This window comes from Streptococcus infantarius subsp. infantarius ATCC BAA-102 (assembly GCF_000154985.1).
Taxonomy (GTDB): Bacteria; Bacillota; Bacilli; order Lactobacillales; family Streptococcaceae; genus Streptococcus; species Streptococcus infantarius.
This window is the reverse complement of sequence record NZ_DS572692.1, coordinates 147966-172534: the sequence shown is the minus strand read 5'-3', so window position 1 is coordinate 172534 and position 24569 is coordinate 147966. Positions and strand designations below refer to the sequence as shown.

Here is a 24569-nt window from a genome sequence, read left to right as displayed (position 1 = left end):
AATAATGAAAAAGAAGAAAACACATCGTTTTTTGACTTTCCTTAGGATTACACTTTGTTTAGTTCTATTGCTTTTAGGACTTGCCTTGATTTTTAATAAATCCATTTGTAATTTTTTGATTGGCCATCAGTCAAATCATTATCAAATCAATAAAGTCTCTAAAAAGAAGATTAAAGATAATCAAAATGCTAAAGTGACTTATGATTTCTCAGCAGTTGAACCTGTAACAGTCGAATCAGTGTTAAAAACTCAGTCGGCTAATGTTGACCTTCCTGTGATTGGCGGTATTGCCATACCAGATCTTGGTATTAATCTCCCGATTTTTAAAGGTTTGGGAAATACTGAGTTGTCCTATGGAGCTGGAACGATGAAAGAAGATCAAGTAATGGGTGGACAGAATAATTACGCCCTTGCTAGCCATCACGTTTTTGGTATTTCTGGTTCATCTAAGATGTTGTTTTCACCTTTAGAGAATGCTAAGGCTGGAATGAAGATTTACCTTACCGATAAATCAACAATTTACACCTACGTTATCACTGAAAAATTTTTAGTGACACCTGACCGTTCAGATGTTTTAAATGATGTTCCTGATCAAGCTTTGGTCACTCTAGTAACTTGTACAGATCAGCAAGCAACTGAACGAATTGTTGTTAGAGGTAGTTTAGAATCATCTATTGCCTATGATCAAGCATCAAATGACATTCACAAAGCCTTTGATTACTCTTACAATCAAATGACCTTTTAAAGAAAAAAGTTGAGAGTAAGTTTTATTCTCGGCTTTTTCTAAACATACATTAACAAGGAGATTTTTATGAAATTAAGCGCTGTTCACCATGTGGCACTTATCGTCTCTGATTATGACAAATCACGTGACTTTTACGTTAATAAACTTGGTTTTGAAATCATCCGCGAAAACCATCGTCCAAAACGTCACGATTACAAGCTTGATTTGAAGTGTGGTTCTATCGAACTTGAAATTTTCGGGAATAAGACATCAGATCCAGCTTATGTTGCACCACCAAAACGTGTTGGGCAACCAGAGTACCATATGGAAGCTTGCGGTCTTCGTCATTTAGCTTTTTACGTTGAAAATATTGAAGCCTATAAGGCTGAGCTCGAAGATATGGGAATTTACGTCCAACCTATCCGTCACGATGACTATACTGGCAAGAAAATGACGTTCTTCTTTGACCCAGATGGTCTTCCCCTAGAACTACACGAGTAGAATGTGAGTAAATAACAGTTTTTTTCAGATGCTTTAAACAAGAAGTGCTATAATTAAATACCTAAGTGAAAGGAATTAGTTAAGATGAAATTTAAAAAGACACTCATGGCTTGTGCGCTAGCATTATTCTCAACTCTTACAGTTAGTCACGTTCAAGCAGCAAGTAACTCAGTTCAAAATGTCATTGATGAAACATATGTGCAACCAGATTATGTGCTTGGTTATTCTTTATCGGATGACCAACGCAATCAAACCTTGTCATTGCTTGGTTATGATAGTTCAAAAGACACAAGTGTCAAAACGATTACAACAAGTGCTTATGCTAAGATTATGGATGTTGCTGATGACCCAAGTTTACAATTATACTCATCAGTTAAAATTCAAAAATTGGGATCTTCAGAGACATTAACGGTTAATATTGTCACTCCTGAAAATATCACAAAAGTAACGTCAGATATGTACCGTAACGCTGCAGTAACACTTGGTATCGAACACGCCGCAATCACTGTAGCCTCACCAATCCCTGTAACAGGTGAATCGGCTTTGGCTGGAATTTATTATTCACTTGAAGAAAATGGTGCTAAAGTTTCTGATGAAAGTAAGCAATTAGCACAAGAAGAATTGAATACCTTGTCTACTATCAATGCTGAAAATCAAGGTACAGATGGTTATGACGCTGACAAATTGAACGTTGCTTTAGCTGATATCAAATCAGCAGTAGCAGATGCCGGGTCTAACGTGACAAAAGATGATGTTCGTAAAATTGTTGATGAAACACTTGATAACTATAAATTGAAAGATGTGTTATCAAATAATCAAATCAACATGATTGTTAACTTTGCTTTCAACCTTTCAAAATCAAGCATCATTAATAGCAGTAGCTTCAAATCAGCCTTGGCTTCTTTGAAGGACAGTATTGTTTCAAATGCAGGTTCATCATTCAAGGGTATTAACTTGAATTTTGATTCATCAAGCGCTTTAGAATCAGGAAAAGGCTTCTTGGCTAACATCTGGCAAGCTATTGTCAACTTCTTTAAAAACTTGTTTTAATAGTAAGCTGGATTTTTAAAGAGCTTTTGACCCTAACTTATTTATATTACAATACAAATACCTCATGTTTTGTGAGGTATTTTTTCGTTTTTATAAAGAAACATGGTACTAAGGAGAATAGATGAGAAAATTAAAAGAACCTCCTTTAGCATTAGGTGGCTTAGGATTGAGCTTTTTTTCATTAGGAAACACCTTGAGAGATTATTCAACTCTTTTGCGTTATATACTAGGTGGTATAGCTTTTGTTTTATATTTACTATTACTAACGGCATTTGTAAAATCTTTTAAGAACTATAGACTTGCACTTAAAAATCCGCTAACGGCCTCAATTTTTCCGACACTCTTAATGCAAGGAATGCTGATGATTGTCTATCAGGATGTCTTTCCAGAATGGTATGGATTTACCGAGGAAATCTTCCGAACGATTTGGTGGCTGTCTTTTATTGCATTGATTAGTTACATTGTTATCTTTTCAAAAAGATTTCTATGGAATTTTGAGCTAAGTAACGTCTTTCCATCATGGGCAGTTCTATATATAGGAATAGGAATCTCTAGTTTAACTGTTCCCTGGACGGGATACTCTCAAAGGGTTTTCAGCCTTAACTTTTCTTTTGATTGTTACGGCAATTGCATTAAAAGGAGCAGTTAATTATTTTGAAGGTTTATATTTTTTGTATGTCATCGAGTTAGTAGTAGCAATCTTAACTTTGATTAGAGTGGTAGCAGGGTATATTAATTTTTTTACAGAATAAAGAGAAAGACGTATTTTTTAAAGAGACCGAGGATCTAGTTACCGGTCTTTTTTTGTGTTTCAAAATATATTTTTCAGTTTTTTCAGAAAATTTACGTAAAAAGGTTGACTTTCTTTAGTTTGAGTTGTAAAATAAATCTTGCACAATTCAGAATTATCTGAAAATTGAAAGTTTATTTAGAAAGAGGTCTAGTTTATGACTGAAAGCACAGAACAACAGTCGACCTGGCACACTAAACTTAAAGCACTTGGCCCTGGTATTCTAATGGCATCAGCTGCCGTTGGCGGCTCACATATCGTTTCTTCTACGCAAGCAGGAGCTATCTACGGATGGCAATTGGCTTTGCTAATCATTTTGATTAACATTTTCAAGTATCCATTTTTCCGTTTTGGTTCTCAATACACAATGGAAAATAACAAAAGCTTGATTGAAGGGTACGCTGAAAAAGGTAAAGGTTGGCTTGCTGTTTTCTTCGTTTTAAATGTCTTCTCAGCAATCGTCAATACCGCTGGGGTTGGTATTCTTTGCGCAGCAATTTTATATAATGTCTTCCCAAATGGTTTTGGATTGAGCATTTCACAATTGACTACTATCATTATTGTGATTATTTGGGCCATGTTACTGATCGGTGGTTATCGTTTCCTTGATTCGCTTGCGAAATGGGTAATGACTGCCTTGACTTTGGCAACTGTTTTGGCGGTTGTTGTTGCATTATTCAAACACCGTGAATACGTTCCAAACTTTGAAGCTCCAACACCATGGCGCATGGCAGCTTTACCATTTATCGTTTCATTAATGGGGTGGATGCCTTGTCCAATTGAAATCTCAGCCATCAATTCAATGTGGTCAGTTGAAAAACGTAAAACCGTCAATATGTCAGAGAAGGATGCTGTTTTTGATTTTAATATTGGTTACATTGGAACAGCAATCTTAGCACTTATCTTCTGTGCTCTTGGTGCCTTAATTCAATTTGGCTCTGGTGAAGAAGTACAAAGTGCATCAGCAGCTTACATCGCTCAATTCGTTAACATGTACGCTGAAGTACTTGGTGAATGGGCTCGCTTCTTGATTATTCTAATTGCCTTCCTATGTATCTTCGGTACAGTTATCACAGTTATTGATGGTTATTCTCGTGCTAACAACGAATCCCTTCGATTATTACTTGGTAAGGAAGAATCATCTCAAAAAGCTCTTTATGCTTGGATGACTGTGACAGCAGCAGTTGGTCTTATCATTGTTTATCTATTTGCTGGTAATGTGGCAACAATGCTCCGCTTTGCCATGATTGCATCATTCATTACAACACCATTCTTTGGTTACCTTAATTATTCTTTGGTTAATAACAAAGAACATCAAATCAAACCTTGGTTGAAAGTTCTATCAATCATTGGTCTTATTTACCTCTTTGGTTTTGCATTGTTCTTTATCATTGCTTGGCTAACTGGTAATATTTAATACGTTATTTCATGAAATGAACACTCCCTAAAAAACAAAAAAGAAACAGCACCTTATCTCCCTTGGGTGTTGTTTTTTGTATATAAATATATTTATGTAAACTGATTGGTGGTTGCCTTTTTAATATTAAATGATCTAATTTAGTGCGTAAAAAAACTCCTTCTAGAATAGAAGGAGTTTTAGAATATCTAACTAAAATTATTTAACAAATGCGTTAATTTCTTTTTCGATGTTAGCAATTTTAGCTTCAGCATCAGCTAAGTCAGAACCAACTGTTGCGATGTAGAATTTGATTTTTGGTTCTGTACCTGAAGGGCGAACAGCAATCCAAGAATCATCAGCAAGAACATATTTTAATACGTTGCTTGGTGGAGTTGTCAATTTTTCAACGCCATTTGCGCTTGTAGCAGTTTGAGCCAAGAAGTCTTCAGTTTTAACAATATCAGTTGAATTGAATTGAGCAGGAGCGTTGTCACGGAATTTATCCATGATTTTCTTGATTTCTGCAGCACCGTCAACACCGCTAAGAGTTACTGAGATAGTTTTTTCTGCGAAGTATCCGTATTCTTTGTAGATTTCTTCGATACCATCAGCAAGTGTTAAACCACGTGAGCGGTAGTAAGCAGCAATTTCAGCTACGATAAGAACAGCTTGAACGGCATCTTTATCACGTACGAAAGGTTTGATAAGGTAACCGAAGCTTTCTTCGAAACCAAACATATAAGTGTAGTTGTGTTTTTCTTCAAATTCTTGAATTTTTTCTGCGATGAATTTGAAACCAGTCAAGACGTTAAACATTTTAGCGCCGTAGCTTTCAGCGATTTTAGTTACCAATTCAGTTGATACGATTGATTTTGCCAAAGCTGCATTTTCTGGAAGAGTTCCAGCTGTTTTATGTGCTTCAAGAATGTATTTAGCAATGATAGCACCGATTTGGTTACCAGAAAGGTTACGATATGAACCGTCAGCTTGACGGATTTCAACACCAAGACGGTCAGCATCTGGGTCAGTTGCAACAAGAACGTCGGCGTCAACTTTACGACCAAGTTCTTCAGCAAGAGCAAATGCTTCTTGATTTTCTGGGTTTGGAGATTTTACAGTTGAGAAGTCTGGGTCCGGAACAGCTTGAGCTTCAACAACTTGTACAGATTGAAAACCAGCTTGTGCAAGAGCACGACGAGCAAGCATTTCACCAGTACCGTGAAGTGGAGTGTAGACAATCTTCATGTCTTTGCCGTATTCATCAATCAATTTTTGGTTGATGTTAACGTCTTTAACTTCTTTAAGGTATTCAGCATCGACATTTTCACCGATAACTTCAATAAGACCAGAAGCTTTGCTTTCTTCAAGATCAGCTAATTCGATGGCAAATGGATCATCGATAGCACGAATGAAGTCAGTCAAGGCATCAGCATCAGCAGGTGGCATTTGTCCACCATCTTCACCATAAACTTTGTAACCATTAAATGGAGCAGGGTTGTGACTTGCAGTAACCATGATACCAGCAAAAGTACCAAGGTGACGAACAGCAAATGACAATTCTGGAGTTGGGCGAAGTGATTCGAAAACATATGCTTTAATGCCATGTTTTGCTAAAACTTGAGCAGATTCGAAAGCAAATTCAGGTGAGAAGTGACGTGAGTCGTAGGCGATAGCAACACCACGTTTTTTAACATCTTCACCTTTTGTTTCGATAAGTTTTGCAAGACCTTCAGTAGCTTGGCGAACAACGTAAACGTTGATACGGTTAGTACCAACGCCGATAACACCACGCATACCTGCCGTACCAAACTCAAGATTTGTGTAGAAAGCATCTTCTTTTGTCTTTTCGTCCAAGGCTAACAATTCTTCACGGAGATAATCGGGAAGCCCCGCAAAATCGAGCCATTTTTGATAGTTTTCAGTGTAAGTCATTAATGGAACTCCTTTATATGTTCTTATAAACGCTTTCATTATACCACTTTGTAAAAATTATTTCTAGTAAAAATTTAATATTAGTAAAAATATCGTTAAATCAAGCTTTTTGAGTACTTTTGTCTAGTTACGCAAACGTTTGTGTAAAGTAAAAATTAACTATTTTTTTAACTTCATGTAACTAAAAAAACCACGGTTTTCCCGTGATTTTCATTATTTATGCTCTGATTTTCTGTAATTTTGGAACAATTGCAAGCGTTAAAATAGCTGAAATAATCATCTCTGCAATCGCATTTGTACCAAAGACAACCGCAAGTAGTGCTTTGATATCTCCACTATACACATTTGCAAAGAGGAAGAAAATACCACCTAAAACAAAAATTGTATTTGTCATAGAACCAATAGCACCAGCGACAATGATACCAAATCTATTATGAAGCCATTTGTAAACAAAGTATGGTGTGATACCAATCAGAATACGAGGTACCATGGCAACAATTAATGAAGAAAGATTACCATTTTCAACAAATGGAGAGAAGAGGTAACTTGTTGGTAGAAGAGTCAAAGTGTTCACTGTTACACTGATAACTCCCATTAAAGCACCGAGTGTGGCACCAATTCTCGGTCCGTAAACAATAGAAGCAATGATTACTGGAACGTGAATAAGTGTCGGCTTGATTGGCACAGGCCAAAGGTTAAAGACAAGGCTTGTTAAGAAATTAATAACAAGCATGATAGCAAAGAAAATTGCAACTGTGGCAATATTACTTGCTGCTTTACTGTTTTTCATAACTCCTCCTAAGAGATGACTTTTTTGGCTTCTATTTTGAAAGCCCAATACATTATACAAATTTACAGGTGTCTTGACGAGGGTAAAATTATAGACATTTTTCAATATGCTCGATAATTGTGTCAAGTTCAGCCAGCGCACCGCGACCAAGATCTCCACAAGCTAAAAGGCTTGAACGTGGCTCAATTTCTTCATAACCGACCTCTTTTAAGATCGATAAATTACGCTGGGTTAATGGATTTTCATACATTTTTGTGTTCATGGCTGCCGCAATTAATTTAGGTGTTTCAGCTGGTAAAGCAAGAGCAGTAGCTGTGACCATATTATCAGCTAAACCGTGCGCTAATTTTGCTAAAGTATTAGCAGAAGCAGGGGCAAGGATAAATAAATCAGCTTTTTTAGCTAATTCGATATGATTAACGCTCTTAGGATCCTCTTCGCTCATAACATCAAGATGAACAGTATTTTTTGACAAGACCTGAAGCGTCAGTGGCGTGATAAAATCAGTAGCAGCCTTGGTCATTAAAACATGAACATCATAGCCAAGTTTTGTTAATCGATTAGTTAAATCAGCTGCTTTATAGACAGAAATACTACCAGAAACAGCTAATAAAATACTTTTAGACATGATTTGTCACCCTTTCAAAAATCAAGTTTGCAATAGCTTTTTTAGTGTCCGCTTCATAGACATGAGATTCATCTAGCAAATAAGCATGGTGCTTATCTCCCTTAATCTCAGTTAAATCATTGGCAAGCATATAGCATGCTTTATTTTTTTGTAAACTCTCACGCGCAACAGTAAAAAGCTCGTCTTTGCTGACATTAACTAACAATTTAAAGCCAATTAAGCAAATATCAGGATTCCAAGTTTTCACTAAAGAAATCACTTTTGGTGTTTTTTTCATAAAAAGCACTTGGTAGTCTTCTTTAGAAGAAATCTTAGATTCTGTATTTTGACGATTTAGCAAATCCGAAACGTGTTCAGCCTGTTCAACTTCATTAAGATCTGTCATATAAACAGGCGTATAATCAGACACTGCCATGCTATGAATAAAGACATCATGCGTTTTGACGAGAGGCTCAAGCGTACTTAGCAAACTGTCAACATTTGTAATGATCTGAACAGTTAAAAGAGGGTGATCCTTTGGTTTAACAGCTTCTTTAGTTGTAACCAAAGTTACCTGATACCCTTTTTCTAAAAAAGCTTCAGCGATGTATTTTCCTAAAGTTCCTGTAGCATGGTTAGTAATGCCACGCACAGAATCTATCTTCTCGGTTGTTCCACCGGATGTTATTAAAATTTTCATAGCCTTATTTTACACAAAAACATTTTTTTCGTAAATTGTTTGACACACTTTTAATTTAGAAAGTACCTATTTATTCACAAATATTTACCTAAAAACGAACAATAACAACCTTTTCTCCTGAGAAGTTTGAAGAATGAAACAATTGATTTCAATGGTTTTCAAAACGAACAATCTCTAATAAATTCTGTTATTTCAAGGATTTTAAAAACGTTCTTTGTTATAACGAATGACTATAACTATTGATAAAAAAAGTTGCTTAATAACACTAAAACACGAATAATAATAATTGTTTCAATAAATATCGTGCGTTTTTAAAAAAGTATGTTATAATATTTTTATCAATCAAAAAATATCAGAGGAGAGTCCCCGTGAAATCAGATATCGAAATTGCACAAAGTGTTGAGCTTAAACCAATCACAGAAGTTGTTGAAAAAGTTGGTATCACATTTGATGATATTGAACTCTACGGTAAATATAAAGCAAAATTATCATTTGATAAAATCAAATCTGTTCAAGAAAATAAACCAGGTAAACTTGTCCTTGTCACAGCTATCAGCCCAACACCAGCTGGTGAAGGAAAATCAACAATGTCTATCGGTCTTGCTGATGCGTTGAATAAAATCGGCAAAAAAACAATGCTTGCTCTTCGTGAACCATCACTTGGTCCTGTTATGGGGATTAAAGGTGGTGCTGCAGGTGGTGGTTACGCCCAAGTTCTTCCTATGGAAGATATCAACCTTCACTTCACAGGTGATATGCATGCTATCACAACTGCAAATAATGCCCTTTCAGCAATTATCGATAACCACATGCACCAAGGAAACGAATTAGGTATCGACCAACGTCGTATCATTTGGAAACGCGTTGTCGACCTTAATGACCGTGCTCTTCGTCATGTCACTGTTGGTCTTGGTAGCCCAGTTAATGGTATTCCTCGCGAAGATGGTTTTGATATCACAGTTGCTTCAGAAATCATGGCTATCTTGTGCTTAGCAACAGATATTAAAGACTTAAAAGAACGTTTGGCAAATATCGTGGTTGCTTACCGTTACGACCGTACACCAGTTTACGTGCGTGACCTTAAAGTAGAAGGTGCTTTGACTCTTATCCTTAAAGATGCTATTAAACCAAACCTTGTTCAAACTATCTATGGAACACCAGCCTTCGTTCATGGTGGACCATTTGCCAATATCGCACACGGTTGTAACTCTGTTCTTGCAACAACAACAGCTCTTCACTTAGCAGATTACACAATTACAGAAGCTGGTTTTGGTGCTGACCTTGGTGCTGAAAAATTCCTTGATATCAAAACACCAAATCTTCCAACAGCACCAGATGCTGTGGTTATCGTCTCGACAATTCGTGCCCTTAAAATGCATGGTGGCGTAGCAAAAGCTGATCTTGGTGAAGAAAATGTTGAAGCAGTACGTGCTGGATTTGCTAACCTTAAACGCCACGTTGAGAACGTTCGTAAATTTGGTGTTCCAGCAGTTGTTGCAATCAACGAATTTGTTGCTGACACAGAAGCTGAAATTGCTGCACTTAAAGAACTTTGTGCCGAAATCGATGTTCCAGTAGAACTTGCTAGCGTTTGGGCAAACGGTGCTGACGGCGGTGTTGATCTTGCTAATGCTGTTGTAAACGCCGTTGAAAACGGAAACGCAAGCTACAAACGTCTATACTCAGATGACCAAAGCCTTGAAGAAAAAGTCACTAAAATCGTTACTGAAATCTACGGCGGTAACAAAGTTATCTTCGGCAAAAAAGCTAAAAACCAATTGAAACAATTTACTCAATTTGGTTGGGACAAATTGCCAGTATGTATGGCTAAAACACAATATAGCTTCTCTGACAATCCAACCCTTCTTGGAGCACCAGAAGGGTTTGATATCACAATTCGTGAATTTGTTCCAAAAACTGGTGCTGGATTCATCGTTGCTTTGACTGGTGATGTGATGACAATGCCAGGACTTCCTAAAAAACCAGCAGCGCTTAACATGGACGTTGCTGAAGGTGGAACAGCTATCGGATTGTTTTAATAAACTTACCACTAAAAGGTTGGCTTTTGCTGGCTTTTTCTATTTTTCCAGAAAAAAGTAGCCAGTAAAGTATGATATAATAGAAGTAAATGAAGAAAAAATGATGTGGAGGTTATGATTATCGACAATAAAAGTACTAATAAAATTAAAGCATTACGCTTATTAGATAAAAGCCGACGCAGTTTTCTTCGAGGAATTTTTAGTCGGACAACTGTCATTTCTATCCTGTTGATCTTGCAACTTTTGTTCATCATTGCATCATTTGCTTGGCTAGATCACTATCGTATTTGGGTCGCTATGATTGAACGTGCTCTTGCCATTGCAACTGTATTATATCTTGTAAACAGTGAAATGGACGCTCTATCACGTGTGACTTGGCTTATTCTGGTAATGATTGCACCTTTGTTAGGGTCACTTTTTCTCATTTATACCAAGCTTGATTGGGGTTATCGCGGTCTCAAACTTCGAATGAACCATTTGGTTGATGCTAGCAGCCAATATTTGCAAGATAATTTGGAAACATTGAGAGTTTTGAAAAGTAATACGTCGACGACCTATCATCTGGTTCAGTATTTTGACCGTAGTCGCGGTGACTTTCCAGCTTATCAAAATACCGAAGTGACTTATTTCCCAAGTGGAGAAGAGTTTTTCGAAGAACTAAAAAAACAATTGCTCAAGGCCGAAGAATACATTTTCATGGAATTTTTCATCATTGCAGAAGGTAAGATGTGGGGTGAAATTCTACGAATTCTAGAGCAAAAAGTCAGGGAAGGAGTGGAAGTTCGTGTCCTCTACGATGGCATGATTGAATTTTCAACCTTATCTTTTGATTATACACAACGCTTAGAGAAAATTGGTATCAAAGCCAAAGCTTTTTCACCAATTTCACCTTTTATCTCAACTTATTACAATTACCGTGATCACCGAAAAATCATTGTGATTGATGGTAAAGTAGGTTTCACCGGCGGAGTGAACTTAGCTGACGAATATATTAACAAAATCAATCGTTTTGGTCATTGGAAAGACACTGCTCTGATGCTTGAGGGTGAGGCAGTTGATAGTTTCTTAGTACTGTTCTTACAAATGTGGTCAATCACCGAAAGACAAATAGTTGTCAAACCTTACCTTGCTAAGCATAATAAAAAACGAAAAGCAAATGGTTATGTTATTCCATATGGTGATTCGCCACTTGATACCGATAAAATTGGTGAGAATGTTTATATTGATATTCTTAACCACGCCAGAGAATACGTCTACATCATGACACCTTATCTCATTCTTGATAGCGAAATGGAGCATGCGCTTTGTTTTGCGGCGGAACGTGGTGTAGATGTGCGAATTATTATGCCTGGAATTCCAGATAAAAAAGTTCCTTATATGCTAGCAAAAACTTACTTTAGCAAACTCATGCGCTCAGGTGTTAAAATCTATCTCTACACACCAGGATTTGTCCATGCTAAAGTCTTTATCAGCGATGACAGCAAAGCAGTAGTAGGAACGATTAACCTTGACTATCGTAGTTTGTATCACCATTTTGAATGTGCAACTTATATGTATAAAGTTGATGCTATTCGAGATATTTATGATGATTGCATTCAAACCATGCTAAAAAGTAAACGCGTCACTCAAGAGACGCTTGATAGTCGACCACCCCATGAAAAACTTATTGGATTACTGGTCAAAACTATCGCACCCTTGATGTAGAAACAAAGTATTTGCAAATCTTACCTTCTATGGTATACTAGGAACATGCGATGAGCCTAATTAACTCGATTTGAGAGTTTATTTGCGCAAGAGGAGGTCATTCTAGTTCGACTAGAAACGCAGGAGCGGACTTTGGCAATCTGTGTGAACCTTTTTGCCACATTCATTTTTGAATGCCTCATATCCCCACCAATTTTGGTGGGGATTTTTTTGTTGTCAAAATATTTTTAAAATTAAATAAAATTCAGACTTTTCTTTTGAGTTAAAAAATTGTATAATGTACCTACTATAATTTCTTAGAAAATTGAGAATAGTACACTATTTTTCAGGAAGAGGTATTGAAATGGGCTATACAGTCGCTGTCGTTGGTGCCACAGGCGCCGTTGGAACTCGCATGATTCAACAATTAGAACAATCAACACTCCCTATTGACAAAGTACGTCTTTTGTCATCTTCACGTTCTGCTGGAAAAGTATTGAAGTATAAGGGACAAGATGTTACTGTTGAATTGACAACCGAAGATTCATTTGAAGGCGTTGATATTGCTCTTTTCTCTGCAGGTGGTTCTGTGTCAGCAAAATTCGCTCCATATGCTGTTAAAGCAGGAGCAGTTGTTGTCGATAACACATCTTATTTCCGTCAAAATCCAGATGTGCCACTTGTTGTACCTGAAGTCAACGCACACGCTTTAGACGCACATAATGGTATTATCGCTTGTCCAAACTGTTCAACTATCCAAATGATGGTTGCTTTGGAACCCGTTCGTCAAAAATGGGGTTTGAGCCGTATCATCGTCTCTACTTACCAAGCCGTTTCTGGTGCTGGTCAATCAGCTATCAATGAAACACTTCGTGAAATCAAAGAAGTTGTTAATGATGGTGTTGAACCAAAAGACGTTCACGCTGACATCTTGCCATGTGGTGGTGATAAAAAACACTTCCCAATTGCATTTAACGCTCTTGCACAAATCGATGTCTTCACAGATAATGACTACACTTACGAAGAAATGAAAATGACAAACGAAACTAAGAAAATCATGGAAGAACCAGATCTTCCTGTTTCAGCAACATGTGTTCGTGTGCCTGTTCTTTTCTCACACTCTGAAGCAGTTTACATCGAAACAAAAGAAGTTGCTCCAATCGAAGAAGTGAAAGCAGCTATTGCTGGCTTCCCAGGCGCAGTTCTTGAAGATGATGTTGCTAATCAAGTATACCCACAAGCTGCTAACGCTGTGGGCAAACGTGAAACATTTGTTGGACGTATCCGTAAAGACCTTGATGTTGAAAATGGTATTCACATGTGGGTTGTTTCTGATAATCTTCTTAAAGGTGCTGCATGGAACTCTGTTCAAATCGCTGAAACACTTCACGAACGCGGTCTTGTCCACCCAACTAAAGAGCTTAAATTCGAACTAAAATAACAACTCAAACCAGTTTCTTTTAGAAGCTGGTCTTTGAGCATTTTTAATCAAACAGGTATAAATTCTTAGACAAAGAGGGAGAGTATTATGTCTATTGAAGATTTAAGAGATGTTAAAATCATCACCGCGATGATTACCCCATTTAACGAAGACGGTTCAATTAACTTTGACGCGCTACCAAAATTAATTGAACATTTGCTTGCACATCACACAGATGCTCTTTTGCTTGCTGGAACAACTGCTGAAAGTCCAACTTTGACACACGATGAAGAATTGGAGCTTTTTGCTGCAGTGCAAAAGATTGTTAAAGGTCGTGTGCCATTAATTGCTGGTGTTGGTACCAATGATACTCGCGATTCTATTGAATTTGCGCGTGAAGTTGCTGCATTTGGTGGTTTCGCTGCTGGTCTTGCCATCGTTCCATACTACAACAAACCATCACAAGAAGGCATGTATCAACACTTTAAAGCTATTGCTGATGCTAGTGACCTTCCAATCATTATTTATAACATACCTGGACGTGTTGTTGTTGAAATGACGCCAGAAACAATGTTACGTTTGGCAGAGCACCCAAATATCATCGGTGTTAAAGAATGTACGAGTCTTGCTAATATGGCTTATCTGATTGAACACAAACCAGATAATTTCTTGATTTATACTGGTGAAGATGGTGATGCTTTCCACGCTATGAATTTAGGTGCTGATGGGGTAATTTCTGTTGCTTCTCATGTTAACGGTGATGAAATGCACGAAATGCTAACAGTTATCGAAAACAGCGATATCAAGAAAGCTGCAGCTATCCAACGTCAATTCATTCCAAAAGTTAATGCTTTATTCTCATATCCAAGTCCAGCACCAGTTAAAGCCGTGCTTAATTATCTTGGATTTGAAACTGGACCATTACGTTTGCCTTTGGTTTGCTGTCCACCAGAAGATGCTAAACGTATCATCGATGTTGTTATCGATGGAGATGTGGAAGCAACAAAAGAAACCGTCAAAGGTGTTTTGCGTCCTGATTATTAATTTTCCTATTAACGATATAAAAAGCCAGAGATTCTGTTTCTCTGGCTTTTTATTTTATCGCTCACTTATCATTCTTAAAATGCTGAAAATATCCTGATTATTTGAAAGCTTAATGAATCGTTTTTCTGTCAAAGAAAGGTAGTTATCCTCCAGATAGTTGATTTTATCAGTGAATTTTAGGTCACCTAAGTGTTGGTCCTTAGGAAGTTCAAGTACCAATCCTTGAAGAGAGCTGCTGAAATGCTGAATCCTTGGAAAGTCAGCAAGAACGATATCAATTTTCTGCCTTTGTTTTTGAAAAACTTGCTTGAGGTAATTCAGATTTTTTTCAAACAAACCGCTATCCAGATAAAGCAATAGCGCTTTTTGCATGATAAGGTTGGTATCGTAGTCAATCATTTTCTTATGGTCAAGAAAAGCTTTTGTTAAAGCTGGTGGCAAGATAATGGTCCCCAAACGCAAAGCAGGAAAAATGGTCATTGAAAAGGACTTAAGGTAAATAACGTGACCAGAAGTGTCGTAATAATGGAGAGGCAAATCCGTTGATTTTGCAAAATCTCCCATGTAATCATCCTCGATGATGTAGACATCGTAGCGTTCAGCCAATTCAACAATCCTTTGCTTTTCACTGGTCGAATACGATAAACCAAGGGGATTTGAAAAGCGTGAAATAGTGTAGAAAAACTTGATATCACCAGTCTTAAACAATTCTTCTAGCCTTGCTAAATCAATCCCTTCAAAATCACGTTCAATGGTCTGATAAGGCAACTTTAGAGAAGTAACCAAATCATTCATTCGATGGTAAGTTGGCTGTTCCAAAAGAATCGTCTTCTTGTGATTTGGAAAAGGCAACTGCGAAAGGATGTAAAGCGCTTGTTGGGTCCCTGAAGTAACTAAAATGTCCTCTTTTTTGGCGTAAATGGCACTCTTTTCAAGATATTCTTGCAAGGAATCGATTAATTCTTGTAATCCTTCTTGATGATAGTAGTAGTTAAAGAGGTAATTCTCACGATTCACAAGGGTTTCTGTTAGGCACGTTGTAAAGTCTTCATAAGCCATGTTGTTGTAGTCAGATAAACTGAGATTCAGCGGTGTTTCCTTTTGACTTTTTCCTTCAAGGACATAATAACCACTTTTTTCAACAGCATAAATGTAATTTTTAAACTTTAATTCTAGCAAAGCTCGCTGAACAGTGTCTTTACTACAGTGGAATTTTTGGCTTAGACGGCGAATGGAAGGAATACGTTCACCTTTGTGAAATTTGCCATTTTCAATTTGGTCGATGATAGTTGTTAGGATTTCTTGGTATTTACTAGGCATAATCTGTCCCCGAACAGTTTCTTATGATACCTATTGTATAATAAATTGAATTTTCTTACAATATTTCTAAACTCTTATTTTAAAACCTTTTCAAGTTACTGAATCTGGTTTTGAGGCGAGATTAGAAAGTCGTTTATTATGAATCATGTTACACGTTCTGTGATTGTTGCCAACGATGTTGTTGGGGTTGGAAAAGTGGCGCTATCCAGTGCTTTGCCCGTTTTATCAACTTGTCAAATCGAAGTTATTCCTATGCCGACAGTTTTGTTATCTTCGCATACAGGTGGATTCGATAAGATTGCTATCACAGATTTGACTCAAGCAACAAAGGGATTTATCAACCAGTGGGAGACACTTGATTTTCCATGTCATGGTTTGATTACAGGGTATTTTAAAAACCAAACACAGTTAAAAGAGTTAGCTAAATTTGCTAGCAAGCATAAGCTGTCACGCTTTGTTGATCCTATTATGGCTGACAAGGGGCATTTATATGCGGGTTATGATCAAGATTTTGTACTAGCTATGCGAGAATTTTGTAAAAATGCCAATGTGATCACGCCAAATTTAACCGAAGCTTGTCTTTTAGCTGATTGTCCTTATCTTGGCGAGACTTATACAAAAACTGATATCGAGCAACTCTGTGAGCGTTTATCCCATCTTCATAATAAATACATTATCTTAACCGGAGTTTCTTTTGAATCTGATAATGTTGGATTAGCGCATTATGATAGCGAGAGTGGAGAAATCACTTATCATTTTTCGAAAGCCTATCCATATCATTTCTTTGGAACAGGGGATTTAGTAACGGCAGTTCTTGGGGCTGGTTATTTTCACGACTTAAGTCTAGATGATGTTGCCAAAGTTGCTCTAAACTTTATTGATAAGACCTTACAAAGGACTTTGTCATTAAAGCGAGATTTGCGTTTTGGCTTGTCGTATGAACCTTATTTGCCAGACTTAGCTTTACAAATCAAACAATTAATGGAGGAAAAAGCATGAAAAATCTTACCACACGTCAACTTGTTGAACTTAGTTTTTATTCAGCATTAATCTTTATCAGTGTTCAATTTTTACGTATTCCGCTGGGTGCTCAGTTTGTTCATTTTGGTAATGCCTTGGTTGTAATAGCGGTTCTACTATTTGGTTCAAGAATTGCAGCACTTGTTGCATCTATTGGGCTAGGCTTGTTCGATGTGCTTAATGGCTATGCTGCAGAAGTTTGGACTACGATTTTAGAATCATTAATTGTTTGTTTAGTTCTTCATTTTGTTTTTGAAAAACTTTTGCATTCTGATACTAAAACACGCAATGTGATCATTGTTGGGATCGTAGCTGCCATTACAAAAATCATTAGTAACCTTGTTAAATATACTTTGATTAATAGTCTTGTGGGTGGTCTACATTTGCAAGTAGCCTTTTTTACAGCTTTGGTTAAAATCGGTGGAACATTTGGTTCAGCGCTTGTCACAATCATCTCTGTACCAATTTTATACCCAATCTTAAAACAATTCTTCATTCCAGAAAAAAGTCATACTAAAGCGATTTCTGAATAAATCACAAAAGCCTTTTATAAAGGCTTTTTAGTTTGCGTTTTCAACAGCTAAAGTCATTGCTTTAGCTATCAAAATCATGCTATAATTGAAAAGATTATTATAAATAGGCTGTTTGCGCAGCTATTTTCAAAAAGAAAACAAACGAAAGAATATAAGAGATGAGTATTTTAGAAGTTAAACATTTAAGTCATGGCTTTGGTGAGCGTACGATTTTTGAGGATGTGTCTTTCCGTCTGTTGAAAGGTGAACATATCGGTCTTGTCGGGGCAAACGGTGAAGGAAAATCAACTTTCATGAGTATCGTAACTGGACATTTGCAACCTGATGAAGGAAAAGTTGAGTGGTCAAAATATGTCACTGCAGGTTACTTGGACCAACATACTGTACTGGAAGCAGGGATGACAGTACGTGATGTCTTACGTACAGCTTTTGATGAGCTTTTCAAAACAGAAGCACGTATCAATGACATTTACATGTCTATGGCTGATGAAGGCGCAGATATGGATGCTCTAATGGAAGAAGTAGGAGAGTTGCAAGACCGTCTAGAATCACGCGATTTTTACACTTTGGACACTAAAATTGATGAAGTTGCACGCGCTCTTGGTGTTATGGATTTTGGCATGGAGTCTGACGTCACAGAACTTTCTGGTGGTCAACGTACCAAAGTTCTTTTAGCAAAACTTTTGCTTGAAAAACCTGATATTTTGCTTCTTGACGAACCAATAAACTACCTTGATGCTGAGCACATTGAATGGTTGAAACGTTACCTTCAAAACTATGAAAATGCCTTCGTTTTGATTTCACACGATATTCCATTCTTAAATGACGTGATTAATATTGTTTATCACGTGGAAAATCACGATTTAGTTCGTTATACTGGTGACTATGATAACTTCCAAGCCGTTTATGCTATGAAAAAAGCACAGCTTGAAGCTGCTTACGAACGTCAACAAAAAGAAATTGCTGACTTGCAAGACTTTGTTAATCGTAACAAAGCGCGTGTTGCCACACGTAATATGGCTATGTCACGTCAGAAAAAATTGGACAAGATGGACCGCATTGAGTTGCAAGCTGAAAAACCAAAACCATCCTTTGAATTCAAAGAATCACGTACACCAAGTCGCTTTATCTTCCAAACACAAGACTTGGAAATTGGTTACGATCGTCCATTGACAAAACCACTTAACCTAACTTTTGAACGTAATCAGAAAGTTGCCATCATTGGTGCCAACGGTATTGGTAAAACAACACTTCTTAAGAGCTTACTAGGAATCATTCCGCCAATTTCAGGCAGTGTTGAACGTGGTGATTACATTGAACTTGGCTACTTTGAACAAGAAGTCGCTGCTGGTAATCGTCAAACACCGCTTGAAGCTGTCTGGGATGCCTTTCCTGCATTGAACCAAGCAGAAGTTCGTGCTGCTCTTGCTCGCTGTGGTTTGACATCAAAACATATCGAAAGTCAAATTCAAGTACTTTCTGGTGGAGAACAAGCAAAAGTGCGTTTTTGCCTGCTTATGAACAGCGAAAACAACGTGCTAGTACTTGACGAACCAACCAACCACTTAGACGTTGATGCTAAAGAAGAATTGAAACGTGCTCTTAAAGCCTACAAGGGTAGCGTCCTAATGGTTTGCCACGAGCCTGATTTCTATGAAGGTTGGACAGAAGTTTGGGACTTCAATGAATTAATGTAATGAAAAAGCTTGAGAAATTTCTCAAGCTTTTTTAGTTTTCTGAACTAATTCTGAAAAAACTAATGTATCCTTGATAAAAAAGGAGGTTAGCTTATGCAAATTCAAATTAAACATATCAAGAAAGTCTTCAAGGATAAGGAAGTTTTAAATGATATTTCATTTACCATCGAATCAGGTTCGATTTGTGGACTTTTGGGAGTCAATGGAGCTGGGAAATCTACATTAATGAAAATACTCTATGGTTTAGAAAGTCAGAGTGCTGGTGAAATTTTATTTGATGGAAAAACGAGTAAAGAGATAAAAGATGATAAAAAATTTGGTGCTTTAATTGAGTCACCAGCTATTTACATGAATTTATCAGCTTTTGATAATTTAAAAACTAAAGCACTGCTTTATGATATTCCAGACGAAACTATACAAGAAACCTTGAATTTAATTGGTTTAGCAAATACTGGTCGCAAAAAAGCTGGCAAATTTTCTTTAGGAATGAAGCAACGTTTAGGACTTGGTATGGCAATCATTACCAATCCAGAATTTCTGATTTTAGACGAGCCAACTAACGGCTTAGACCCAGATGGCATCAAAGAACTTTTAGATTTAATCAACTCTCTCAAGCAAAAAGAAATGACGATTCTCATCTCAAGTCACCAATTACATGAAGTTAGTAAGATTGCAGATGATATTGTTATCCTGCATCAAGGAAAAATTCATTACAATCAGCCCAATCAAGACAAACAAGATTTAGAAAAACTCTTCTTTTCTATTATCCATGGAGGTTATGAAAAATGAGAAAAATACTTCAATCAGAATGCCTAAAACAAAAACATGGTGCTTACTTTAAATTATGTTTAGTCTTACCATTTATCTCTCTGTTTATCGCTTTTTTGCTTTGCGGACCAACGATTCTAGAGAATTTTTCAATTTATTGGTGGGAAGCATTGTTTTTATTTACTTTGGCAGGATTGTTATTTGTTTATGATTATAAAGCTGAAGAAGGAGCTGGACATTTTCAAAACACACTTCAAGGTAAATTAACTGGAAAAATTAAAGTCGCAAAAGTCATGACGGCATTAAAAAACCTATTTTTAGCAAGTTGTGTTCTGTTACTTTTTCTTTATCTTGTCTCATTTGTTTTTTGCGGTGTGATGACTGTCCACTTTTTTCGTGACGCTTGGGTACTATTATTGATGCTTATCGCTTCTGCATGGAATGTCCCTCTCTTATTTTACCTTTCAAAATGGATTAATTGTTATTTGGTTTTAGTTCTAAATTCTTTTTTATGTTTGCTCGTTGCGCCATTTTTAGCACAAACGTCTTTTTGGTATTTATTTCCCTACACATATCATTATAAAATCGCCCAAGCTATTCTCCACTTAAAACCTTCTGGAGAAGTAGAAGTACTAAATCACCCTCATCCTGTAGGACTATGCATTGTAGCAATCAGTTTATCCGTCCTTTTATTTCTTATCTTCATCAAAGCACTAAAGGAGCAAAAACGTGGTTAAAATTTTAAAAAGCGAGTTCTTAAAATTAAAAAATTCGGCTATTTTATACCTGATGATTGGCTTATTTGCTTTAGAATGGTTAACCATACCAGTTTATTTATCAAATCATCAAACCTCCTACGCCCTAGAGGCGATGACCTTTTTACCCATGCTAGCTTATTGTTTAATGCTGACTATTGTCTCGCTGCTAACAATAGAGCAAGAAGAACAAGCTAATCACTGCCAAAATATCAACAGTAGTCACAATAGAGCTAAAATCTGGTTGCTTAAGTTGTTAGCGCGTGATCTTATTGTTATTCTGCCTTGTCTTATTTTATGGGGGAGCATTGGATATGTGATCAATGATATCTCTTATGCCTTTTATTCAGGAAGCTTGACTTGGCTTTTACTTGTCTTTCTCAATCATTTTCATCATTTACTTAGCTTATGGGCAGGAAAAGGTCTTAATCTCATTATCTCATTCGTGGAGTGTCTTTTTATCATTTTTGCTTCAAATCATGCTTTTATGGGCAATTTCTGGATTCCTATCATTTTGCCAGTTAATGCTATCTTAATGCCTGAAAAAAAGCTAATGATTAAGACTATTTTCATCTTGTTGACTTGGATACTGATGTTAGATGTTATAGCCGTTTTAACACTTAAACGCAATAAAAATGAGTGAAATCATGTTTCTTATAGTAAAATAGAAACAAATACAATTGAGGTGACAAAAGTGCACAAAATTTTAGTTGTGGACGACGATTTTGAAATTTTAAAACTAATGACTAATATTTTTGAAATGCAAAATTATGCTGTAACAACTTATCAAGTAGTAAACTCTCCTATTGATATCTATGATTTTATGGGATTTGACTTAATTTTACTCGATGTTATGATGCCAAATGTAGATGGCATGGCTCTTTGCCAAGAAATTCGCCATCGTATTGCAACACCAATTATCTTTGTTAGTGCTAAAGATAGCGAAGAAGATATCATTTCTGGTCTCAAACTCGGCGGCGATGACTACATCACCAAACCATTTAGTATTAAACAACTAGTCGCAAAAGTGGAAGCACATTTAAAAAGGGAAGAACGCCTTAAGCAGGCAAAAAAAGACTTTCAAGAATTTAAACGTTAGAATTTTCTACAATGACATTTTACTTGCAGGAAAAAAGCATTTACATTAATGGTGAACGCGTTCCTCTAACCAGTCGTGAATATCATATTCTAGAGCTCTTGTCTAGCCAGCCTAAAAAAGTTTTTACACGTGAAAATATCTACGAAAGCGTATATAACGATGATTCGGATACTCTTTTTAGATCTATTTCAGAATATGTTTATCAAATTCGTCAAAAATTTTCTCTCTATGACATTAATCCTATAAAAACAGTTCGAGGAGTGGGATATCAGTGGCATGATTAAAGCAAAAAAGATTAAAACATTAAAACAACGCATTTTTCAAACCGTCATTGAAGTGATTGTCGGAATCGTCCTTGTTATCTGTTTGATTTTAACCTTAACAAGTGTCCTTGCCTATACTAAACAAATCAGTCTCAGCAATCAGCTAAATATTAGTCTTTCAGATAAGGTCTCTAAAGATATGATTGTCAAAGAAATGACGAAAGTACCTTATGACTACGTTTTATATGACCAGACTGGGAAGGTCATTAAGCGAACAAACGTCACTGAGGATTTGATGTATTACCAAAAAGCTTTTAAAGAGAGAAAAAACTTAAACGAAAATGGGGTTACCTATTATCTTGCCCAAAATTCGCACTACGTTTTAGTTGTCCGACAATCTAGCATACCAGAGTTTTCAAATCATGCGCTTCGCTCAATTTCGTACAATACGCTGACTTACATCATCTTTATCATCGGCTTTTTGATGGTCCTTATTTTTGCAATCACAAGACTGCTCAAAGAATTCACTTCAAATTTTTATGCAATCCAAAAATCAACTCAAAATATGGGAACTAAGTCTCACTCTGATTTCCTAGAGTATTCTAGAATTGCGGAATTTGATGACACCTTAACTGTTTTAGCACAAAAAAGTGATGAATTAGCTGAACTGATTGAAAGAGAAAGAAGTGAAAAGAAAGATTTATCTTTTCAAATCGCTGCCTTAGCTCACGATGTCAAAACTCCGTTAACGATCATTAAGGGAAATATCGAACTGCTTGAAATGACACCACTTAACGAACAACAAACGAGTTTTCTAACATCAATCAATAATAGCCTTTTAGTATTTGAAAACTATTTCAACGCAATACTTAACTATAGTCGTCAATTAAGCGATAACGACCATAAAGAAAAGCTATTCTTAAAGCCTTTTTTAGCTGATTTATCGGTAAAAATTGAAGATATTCTAAAACCAAATGCAATTGATTTCAAGATGAGAAATACCTGTGCTACCGATTCTTTTTTAGCAAATAGCTTAAATCTTAAACGTGCACTGATTAATATCCTAGTAAACGCTACTCAACATGCCCCAAAAGGAAAAATTCGCCTTAGCATTTCAGAAGATGATAGTCATCTCATATTCTCCATTTGGAATGATGGTCAACCATTTTCAGATGAAGCTCTTAAAAATGCCGCAAAATTTTTCTTCACTGAACATAATAGCAGAAGCGGAAAACACTATGGTATTGGACTATCTTTTGCGAGAGGCGTAGCTGAAAAACATCATGGAGGTTTAAGAATTTCAAATCCTAGTAGAGGTGGAGCAGAAGTCATTCTTTCCATAAAAAAATAACCGTTCACGACGAAAAAACGACTATTTACGACATGGTCGTTTTTTTAGTGATTAATCTGATAAAATAGAGGATAGAGATATCACTTTTCATAAAAAGGAAAAAATGAAAGCTACTTATAAGGGAAAAGTTGCAGATGTTTGGCAAGTCAGCAAAGATAATCGAAATAGTCCTGACTGGGTAAAAGAAGCTTTTGCAAAAAAGATATTTTTGCTGGTTAGATAACCACCTTCGTGTTTTAACGGCTGGTTTAAAGCCATCGACAGTTAAAAACCTTAAAACAGGAGCGATTGGAAGCCTAGGTGGCGGATTTGCTGGCTACGGTATGTATGAATTGGCATACTTGGGCGATTATATTGATATTACCAATCGCCGTATTATTGCTCAAAAAACATTTGAAAAGGAATATCAGATTATTGATTAAAAGAGTCAATTCGTTTATAAGAAATCACCCTAAAACGACAGCAAAATTATGGCTAGGATACTGTGCTTTTTATTTAATCATGAGTTACGTTATGCTTGGTCAAAGTCACAATTGGTTTCATGTTTTATATTACCTAACGCTTACTAGTATTCCAATACTAATTTCACTACAAAAGAAAAAATAGACCCCATGTTTCTAAAAACACGGGGTTCTTTTAATTAATTGCGATACTTAATAATCACTTCACAGCGGTCAACCAAGAGTGAAAAACGTTCATCATCTGATTTTTCCTGATAGATGCCAGCTTTAGTCTCAAAGGCAAATCTTTCTGAAGCGAGCGTTTTTGAAGTTTCTTGATAAAGTTGCCATTTATCTTTATGACTTGAAAGTGCAATGAGAGCTTCGAGAACGAGAACTAAAGAAGCAATAATCACTGCCAACAATTTAAAGCAAGGAATTGGTAAAGTAGCTAAAATCGGGATTAAAGCTAAAGTAATGATTTGAATGACTTTAAACACGATAAACCAAGCACGGTGAAAACGAGCTTTCCTATCAGAGCTTTTAATTGCTTGCTCTAAACGCTCTGAAAGATAAGTTTCACTTGTTATTCCTTTGTAATCGTCCATTTGAATCTCCTTGATTGAAAGCTTTTTCCTATGTGA

General features: G+C 36.5%; 22 protein-coding genes and 2 pseudogenes. 18 read left to right on the top strand and 6 right to left on the bottom strand.

Features of this window, described 5'->3' with window-relative positions:
• Position 1: 1 nt before the first annotated feature.
• The 5 genes from STRINF_RS06120 (at position 2) to STRINF_RS06100 (ending at position 4482) form a co-directional block, all read left to right on the top strand.
• Complete coding sequence (locus STRINF_RS06120) at positions 2–745, top strand: class A sortase (RefSeq protein WP_223903573.1); 744 nt, start codon at positions 2–4, stop codon at positions 743–745.
• Positions 746–811: 66 nt separating this feature from the next.
• Positions 812–1225 (top strand): SMU1112c/YaeR family gloxylase I-like metalloprotein, encoded by a 414-nt coding sequence (gene gloA2, locus STRINF_RS06115; RefSeq protein ID WP_006532187.1) that lies wholly within the window; start codon positions 812–814, stop codon positions 1223–1225.
• 84 nt (positions 1226–1309) lie between these two features.
• A complete protein-coding gene (locus STRINF_RS06110) occupies positions 1310–2275 on the top strand; it encodes a DUF1002 domain-containing protein (protein ID WP_006532186.1) in 966 nt (321 codons plus the stop codon).
• Positions 2276–2396: 121 nt separating this feature from the next.
• A complete protein-coding gene (locus STRINF_RS06105) occupies positions 2397–2924 on the top strand; it encodes a TDT family transporter (RefSeq protein WP_006532185.1) in 528 nt (175 codons plus the stop codon).
• Between the two features lie 298 nt (positions 2925–3222).
• Entirely contained in the window at positions 3223–4482 is a 1260-nt protein-coding gene (locus tag STRINF_RS06100; protein ID WP_006532184.1) for an NRAMP family divalent metal transporter, read from the top strand.
• A 198-nt stretch (positions 4483–4680) separates the two neighbouring features.
• Here STRINF_RS06100 and STRINF_RS06095 read toward each other — a convergent pair whose 3' ends face one another.
• The 4 genes from STRINF_RS06095 to STRINF_RS06080 form a co-directional block, all read right to left on the bottom strand.
• The gene (locus STRINF_RS06095; protein ID WP_014334775.1) at positions 4681–6396 is read right to left on the bottom strand and encodes a phospho-sugar mutase; all 1716 of its coding nucleotides are present in this window, start codon (positions 6394–6396) and stop codon (positions 4681–4683) included.
• Between the two features lie 217 nt (positions 6397–6613).
• Positions 6614–7186, bottom strand: coding sequence for an ECF transporter S component (locus STRINF_RS06090; protein ID WP_014334774.1), 573 nt, complete (start codon positions 7184–7186; stop codon positions 6614–6616).
• An 88-nt stretch (positions 7187–7274) separates the two neighbouring features.
• The gene (gene coaC, locus STRINF_RS06085) at positions 7275–7814 is read right to left on the bottom strand and encodes a phosphopantothenoylcysteine decarboxylase (protein WP_006532181.1); all 540 of its coding nucleotides are present in this window, start codon (positions 7812–7814) and stop codon (positions 7275–7277) included.
• Positions 7807–8493, bottom strand: coding sequence for a phosphopantothenate--cysteine ligase (locus STRINF_RS06080; protein WP_006532180.1), 687 nt, complete (start codon positions 8491–8493; stop codon positions 7807–7809). Before STRINF_RS06080 ends, coaC begins: the two co-directional genes overlap by 8 nt.
• A 368-nt stretch (positions 8494–8861) precedes the next feature.
• Here STRINF_RS06080 and STRINF_RS06075 point away from each other — a divergent pair, with 368 nt between their 5' ends.
• The 4 genes from STRINF_RS06075 to dapA all read left to right on the top strand — a co-directional run bounded on the left by STRINF_RS06075 (position 8862) and on the right by dapA (position 14679).
• Entirely contained in the window at positions 8862–10532 is a 1671-nt protein-coding gene (locus STRINF_RS06075; RefSeq protein ID WP_006532179.1) for a formate--tetrahydrofolate ligase, read from the top strand.
• Positions 10533–10646: 114 nt separating this feature from the next.
• Complete coding sequence (gene cls / locus STRINF_RS06070; protein ID WP_006532178.1) at positions 10647–12236, top strand: cardiolipin synthase; 1590 nt, start codon at positions 10647–10649, stop codon at positions 12234–12236.
• 343 nt (positions 12237–12579) lie between these two features.
• Positions 12580–13656, top strand: a complete 1077-nt coding sequence (locus STRINF_RS06065; protein WP_006532177.1) for an aspartate-semialdehyde dehydrogenase — start codon at positions 12580–12582, stop codon at positions 13654–13656.
• Positions 13657–13743: 87 nt separating this feature from the next.
• Entirely contained in the window at positions 13744–14679 is a 936-nt protein-coding gene (gene dapA, locus STRINF_RS06060; protein ID WP_006532176.1) for a 4-hydroxy-tetrahydrodipicolinate synthase, read from the top strand.
• Positions 14680–14733: 54 nt separating this feature from the next.
• On the opposite strand, the gene STRINF_RS06055 is transcribed toward dapA, so the two are convergent.
• A complete protein-coding gene (locus tag STRINF_RS06055) occupies positions 14734–15999 on the bottom strand; it encodes an aminotransferase-like domain-containing protein (RefSeq protein ID WP_006532175.1) in 1266 nt (421 codons plus the stop codon).
• A 138-nt stretch (positions 16000–16137) separates the two neighbouring features.
• Between STRINF_RS06055 and STRINF_RS06050 the strand changes: the two genes are divergently transcribed.
• The 9 genes and pseudogenes from STRINF_RS06050 (at position 16138) to STRINF_RS06010 (ending at position 23907) form a co-directional block, all read left to right on the top strand.
• Entirely contained in the window at positions 16138–16998 is an 861-nt protein-coding gene (locus tag STRINF_RS06050; RefSeq protein WP_006532174.1) for a pyridoxamine kinase, read from the top strand.
• Positions 16995–17552: an ECF transporter S component gene (locus tag STRINF_RS06045; RefSeq protein WP_006532173.1), complete on the top strand. Its 558-nt coding sequence runs from the start codon at positions 16995–16997 to the stop codon at positions 17550–17552. The genes STRINF_RS06050 and STRINF_RS06045 overlap by 4 nt, the downstream gene beginning before the upstream one ends.
• A gap of 158 nt (positions 17553–17710) precedes the next feature.
• Entirely contained in the window at positions 17711–19249 is a 1539-nt protein-coding gene (locus tag STRINF_RS06040; RefSeq protein WP_006532172.1) for an ABC-F family ATP-binding cassette domain-containing protein, read from the top strand.
• Positions 19250–19342: 93 nt separating this feature from the next.
• Positions 19343–20038 (top strand): ABC transporter ATP-binding protein, encoded by a 696-nt coding sequence (locus STRINF_RS06035; RefSeq protein WP_006532171.1) that lies wholly within the window; start codon positions 19343–19345, stop codon positions 20036–20038.
• Complete coding sequence (locus tag STRINF_RS06030) at positions 20035–20754, top strand: lantibiotic immunity ABC transporter MutE/EpiE family permease subunit (protein WP_006532170.1); 720 nt, start codon at positions 20035–20037, stop codon at positions 20752–20754. The genes STRINF_RS06035 and STRINF_RS06030 overlap by 4 nt, the downstream gene beginning before the upstream one ends.
• Positions 20747–21415 (top strand): ABC-2 family transporter permease, encoded by a 669-nt coding sequence (locus STRINF_RS06025; protein ID WP_006532169.1) that lies wholly within the window; start codon positions 20747–20749, stop codon positions 21413–21415. The genes STRINF_RS06030 and STRINF_RS06025 overlap by 8 nt, the downstream gene beginning before the upstream one ends.
• A gap of 51 nt (positions 21416–21466) precedes the next feature.
• Positions 21467–22155: pseudogene (locus STRINF_RS10820) on the top strand (response regulator transcription factor).
• Positions 22148–23485: a sensor histidine kinase gene (locus tag STRINF_RS06015; RefSeq protein WP_006532166.1), complete on the top strand. Its 1338-nt coding sequence runs from the start codon at positions 22148–22150 to the stop codon at positions 23483–23485. The pseudogene STRINF_RS10820 and the gene STRINF_RS06015 overlap by 8 nt, the downstream one beginning before the upstream one ends.
• Before the next feature lie 103 nt (positions 23486–23588).
• A pseudogene (locus tag STRINF_RS06010) lies at positions 23589–23907 on the top strand (hypothetical protein).
• Positions 23908–24125: 218 nt separating this feature from the next.
• Here STRINF_RS06010 and STRINF_RS06005 read toward each other — a convergent pair.
• On the bottom strand, positions 24126–24533 hold the full coding sequence (locus tag STRINF_RS06005; RefSeq protein WP_006532163.1) for a DUF4231 domain-containing protein: 408 nt from the start codon (positions 24531–24533) through the stop codon (positions 24126–24128).
• Positions 24534–24569: the final 36 nt, after the last annotated feature.

Excerpts from the sequence above, each read along its gene's own strand:
- gloA2 (WP_006532187.1), top strand. The coding sequence starts at position 812 with ATGAAATTAAGCGCTGTTCACCATGTGGCACTTATCGTCTCTGATTAT.
- STRINF_RS06110 (WP_006532186.1), top strand. The coding sequence starts at position 1,310 with ATGAAATTTAAAAAGACACTCATGGCTTGTGCGCTAGCATTATTCTCA.
- STRINF_RS06105 (WP_006532185.1), top strand. The coding sequence starts at position 2,397 with ATGAGAAAATTAAAAGAACCTCCTTTAGCATTAGGTGGCTTAGGATTG.
- STRINF_RS06100 (WP_006532184.1), top strand. The coding sequence starts at position 3,223 with ATGACTGAAAGCACAGAACAACAGTCGACCTGGCACACTAAACTTAAA.
- STRINF_RS06095 (WP_014334775.1), bottom strand. The coding sequence starts at position 6,396 with ATGACTTACACTGAAAACTATCAAAAATGGCTCGATTTTGCGGGGCTT.
- STRINF_RS06090 (WP_014334774.1), bottom strand. The coding sequence starts at position 7,186 with ATGAAAAACAGTAAAGCAGCAAGTAATATTGCCACAGTTGCAATTTTC.
- coaC (WP_006532181.1), bottom strand. The coding sequence starts at position 7,814 with ATGTCTAAAAGTATTTTATTAGCTGTTTCTGGTAGTATTTCTGTCTAT.
- STRINF_RS06080 (WP_006532180.1), bottom strand. The coding sequence starts at position 8,493 with ATGAAAATTTTAATAACATCCGGTGGAACAACCGAGAAGATAGATTCT.
- cls (WP_006532178.1), top strand. The coding sequence starts at position 10,647 with ATGATTATCGACAATAAAAGTACTAATAAAATTAAAGCATTACGCTTA.
- STRINF_RS06065 (WP_006532177.1), top strand. The coding sequence starts at position 12,580 with ATGGGCTATACAGTCGCTGTCGTTGGTGCCACAGGCGCCGTTGGAACT.
- dapA (WP_006532176.1), top strand. The coding sequence starts at position 13,744 with ATGTCTATTGAAGATTTAAGAGATGTTAAAATCATCACCGCGATGATT.
- STRINF_RS06055 (WP_006532175.1), bottom strand. The coding sequence starts at position 15,999 with ATGCCTAGTAAATACCAAGAAATCCTAACAACTATCATCGACCAAATT.
- STRINF_RS06050 (WP_006532174.1), top strand. The coding sequence starts at position 16,138 with ATGAATCATGTTACACGTTCTGTGATTGTTGCCAACGATGTTGTTGGG.
- STRINF_RS06045 (WP_006532173.1), top strand. The coding sequence starts at position 16,995 with ATGAAAAATCTTACCACACGTCAACTTGTTGAACTTAGTTTTTATTCA.
- STRINF_RS06040 (WP_006532172.1), top strand. The coding sequence starts at position 17,711 with ATGAGTATTTTAGAAGTTAAACATTTAAGTCATGGCTTTGGTGAGCGT.
- STRINF_RS06035 (WP_006532171.1), top strand. The coding sequence starts at position 19,343 with ATGCAAATTCAAATTAAACATATCAAGAAAGTCTTCAAGGATAAGGAA.
- STRINF_RS06030 (WP_006532170.1), top strand. The coding sequence starts at position 20,035 with ATGAGAAAAATACTTCAATCAGAATGCCTAAAACAAAAACATGGTGCT.
- STRINF_RS06015 (WP_006532166.1), top strand. The coding sequence starts at position 22,148 with ATGATTAAAGCAAAAAAGATTAAAACATTAAAACAACGCATTTTTCAA.
- STRINF_RS06005 (WP_006532163.1), bottom strand. The coding sequence starts at position 24,533 with ATGGACGATTACAAAGGAATAACAAGTGAAACTTATCTTTCAGAGCGT.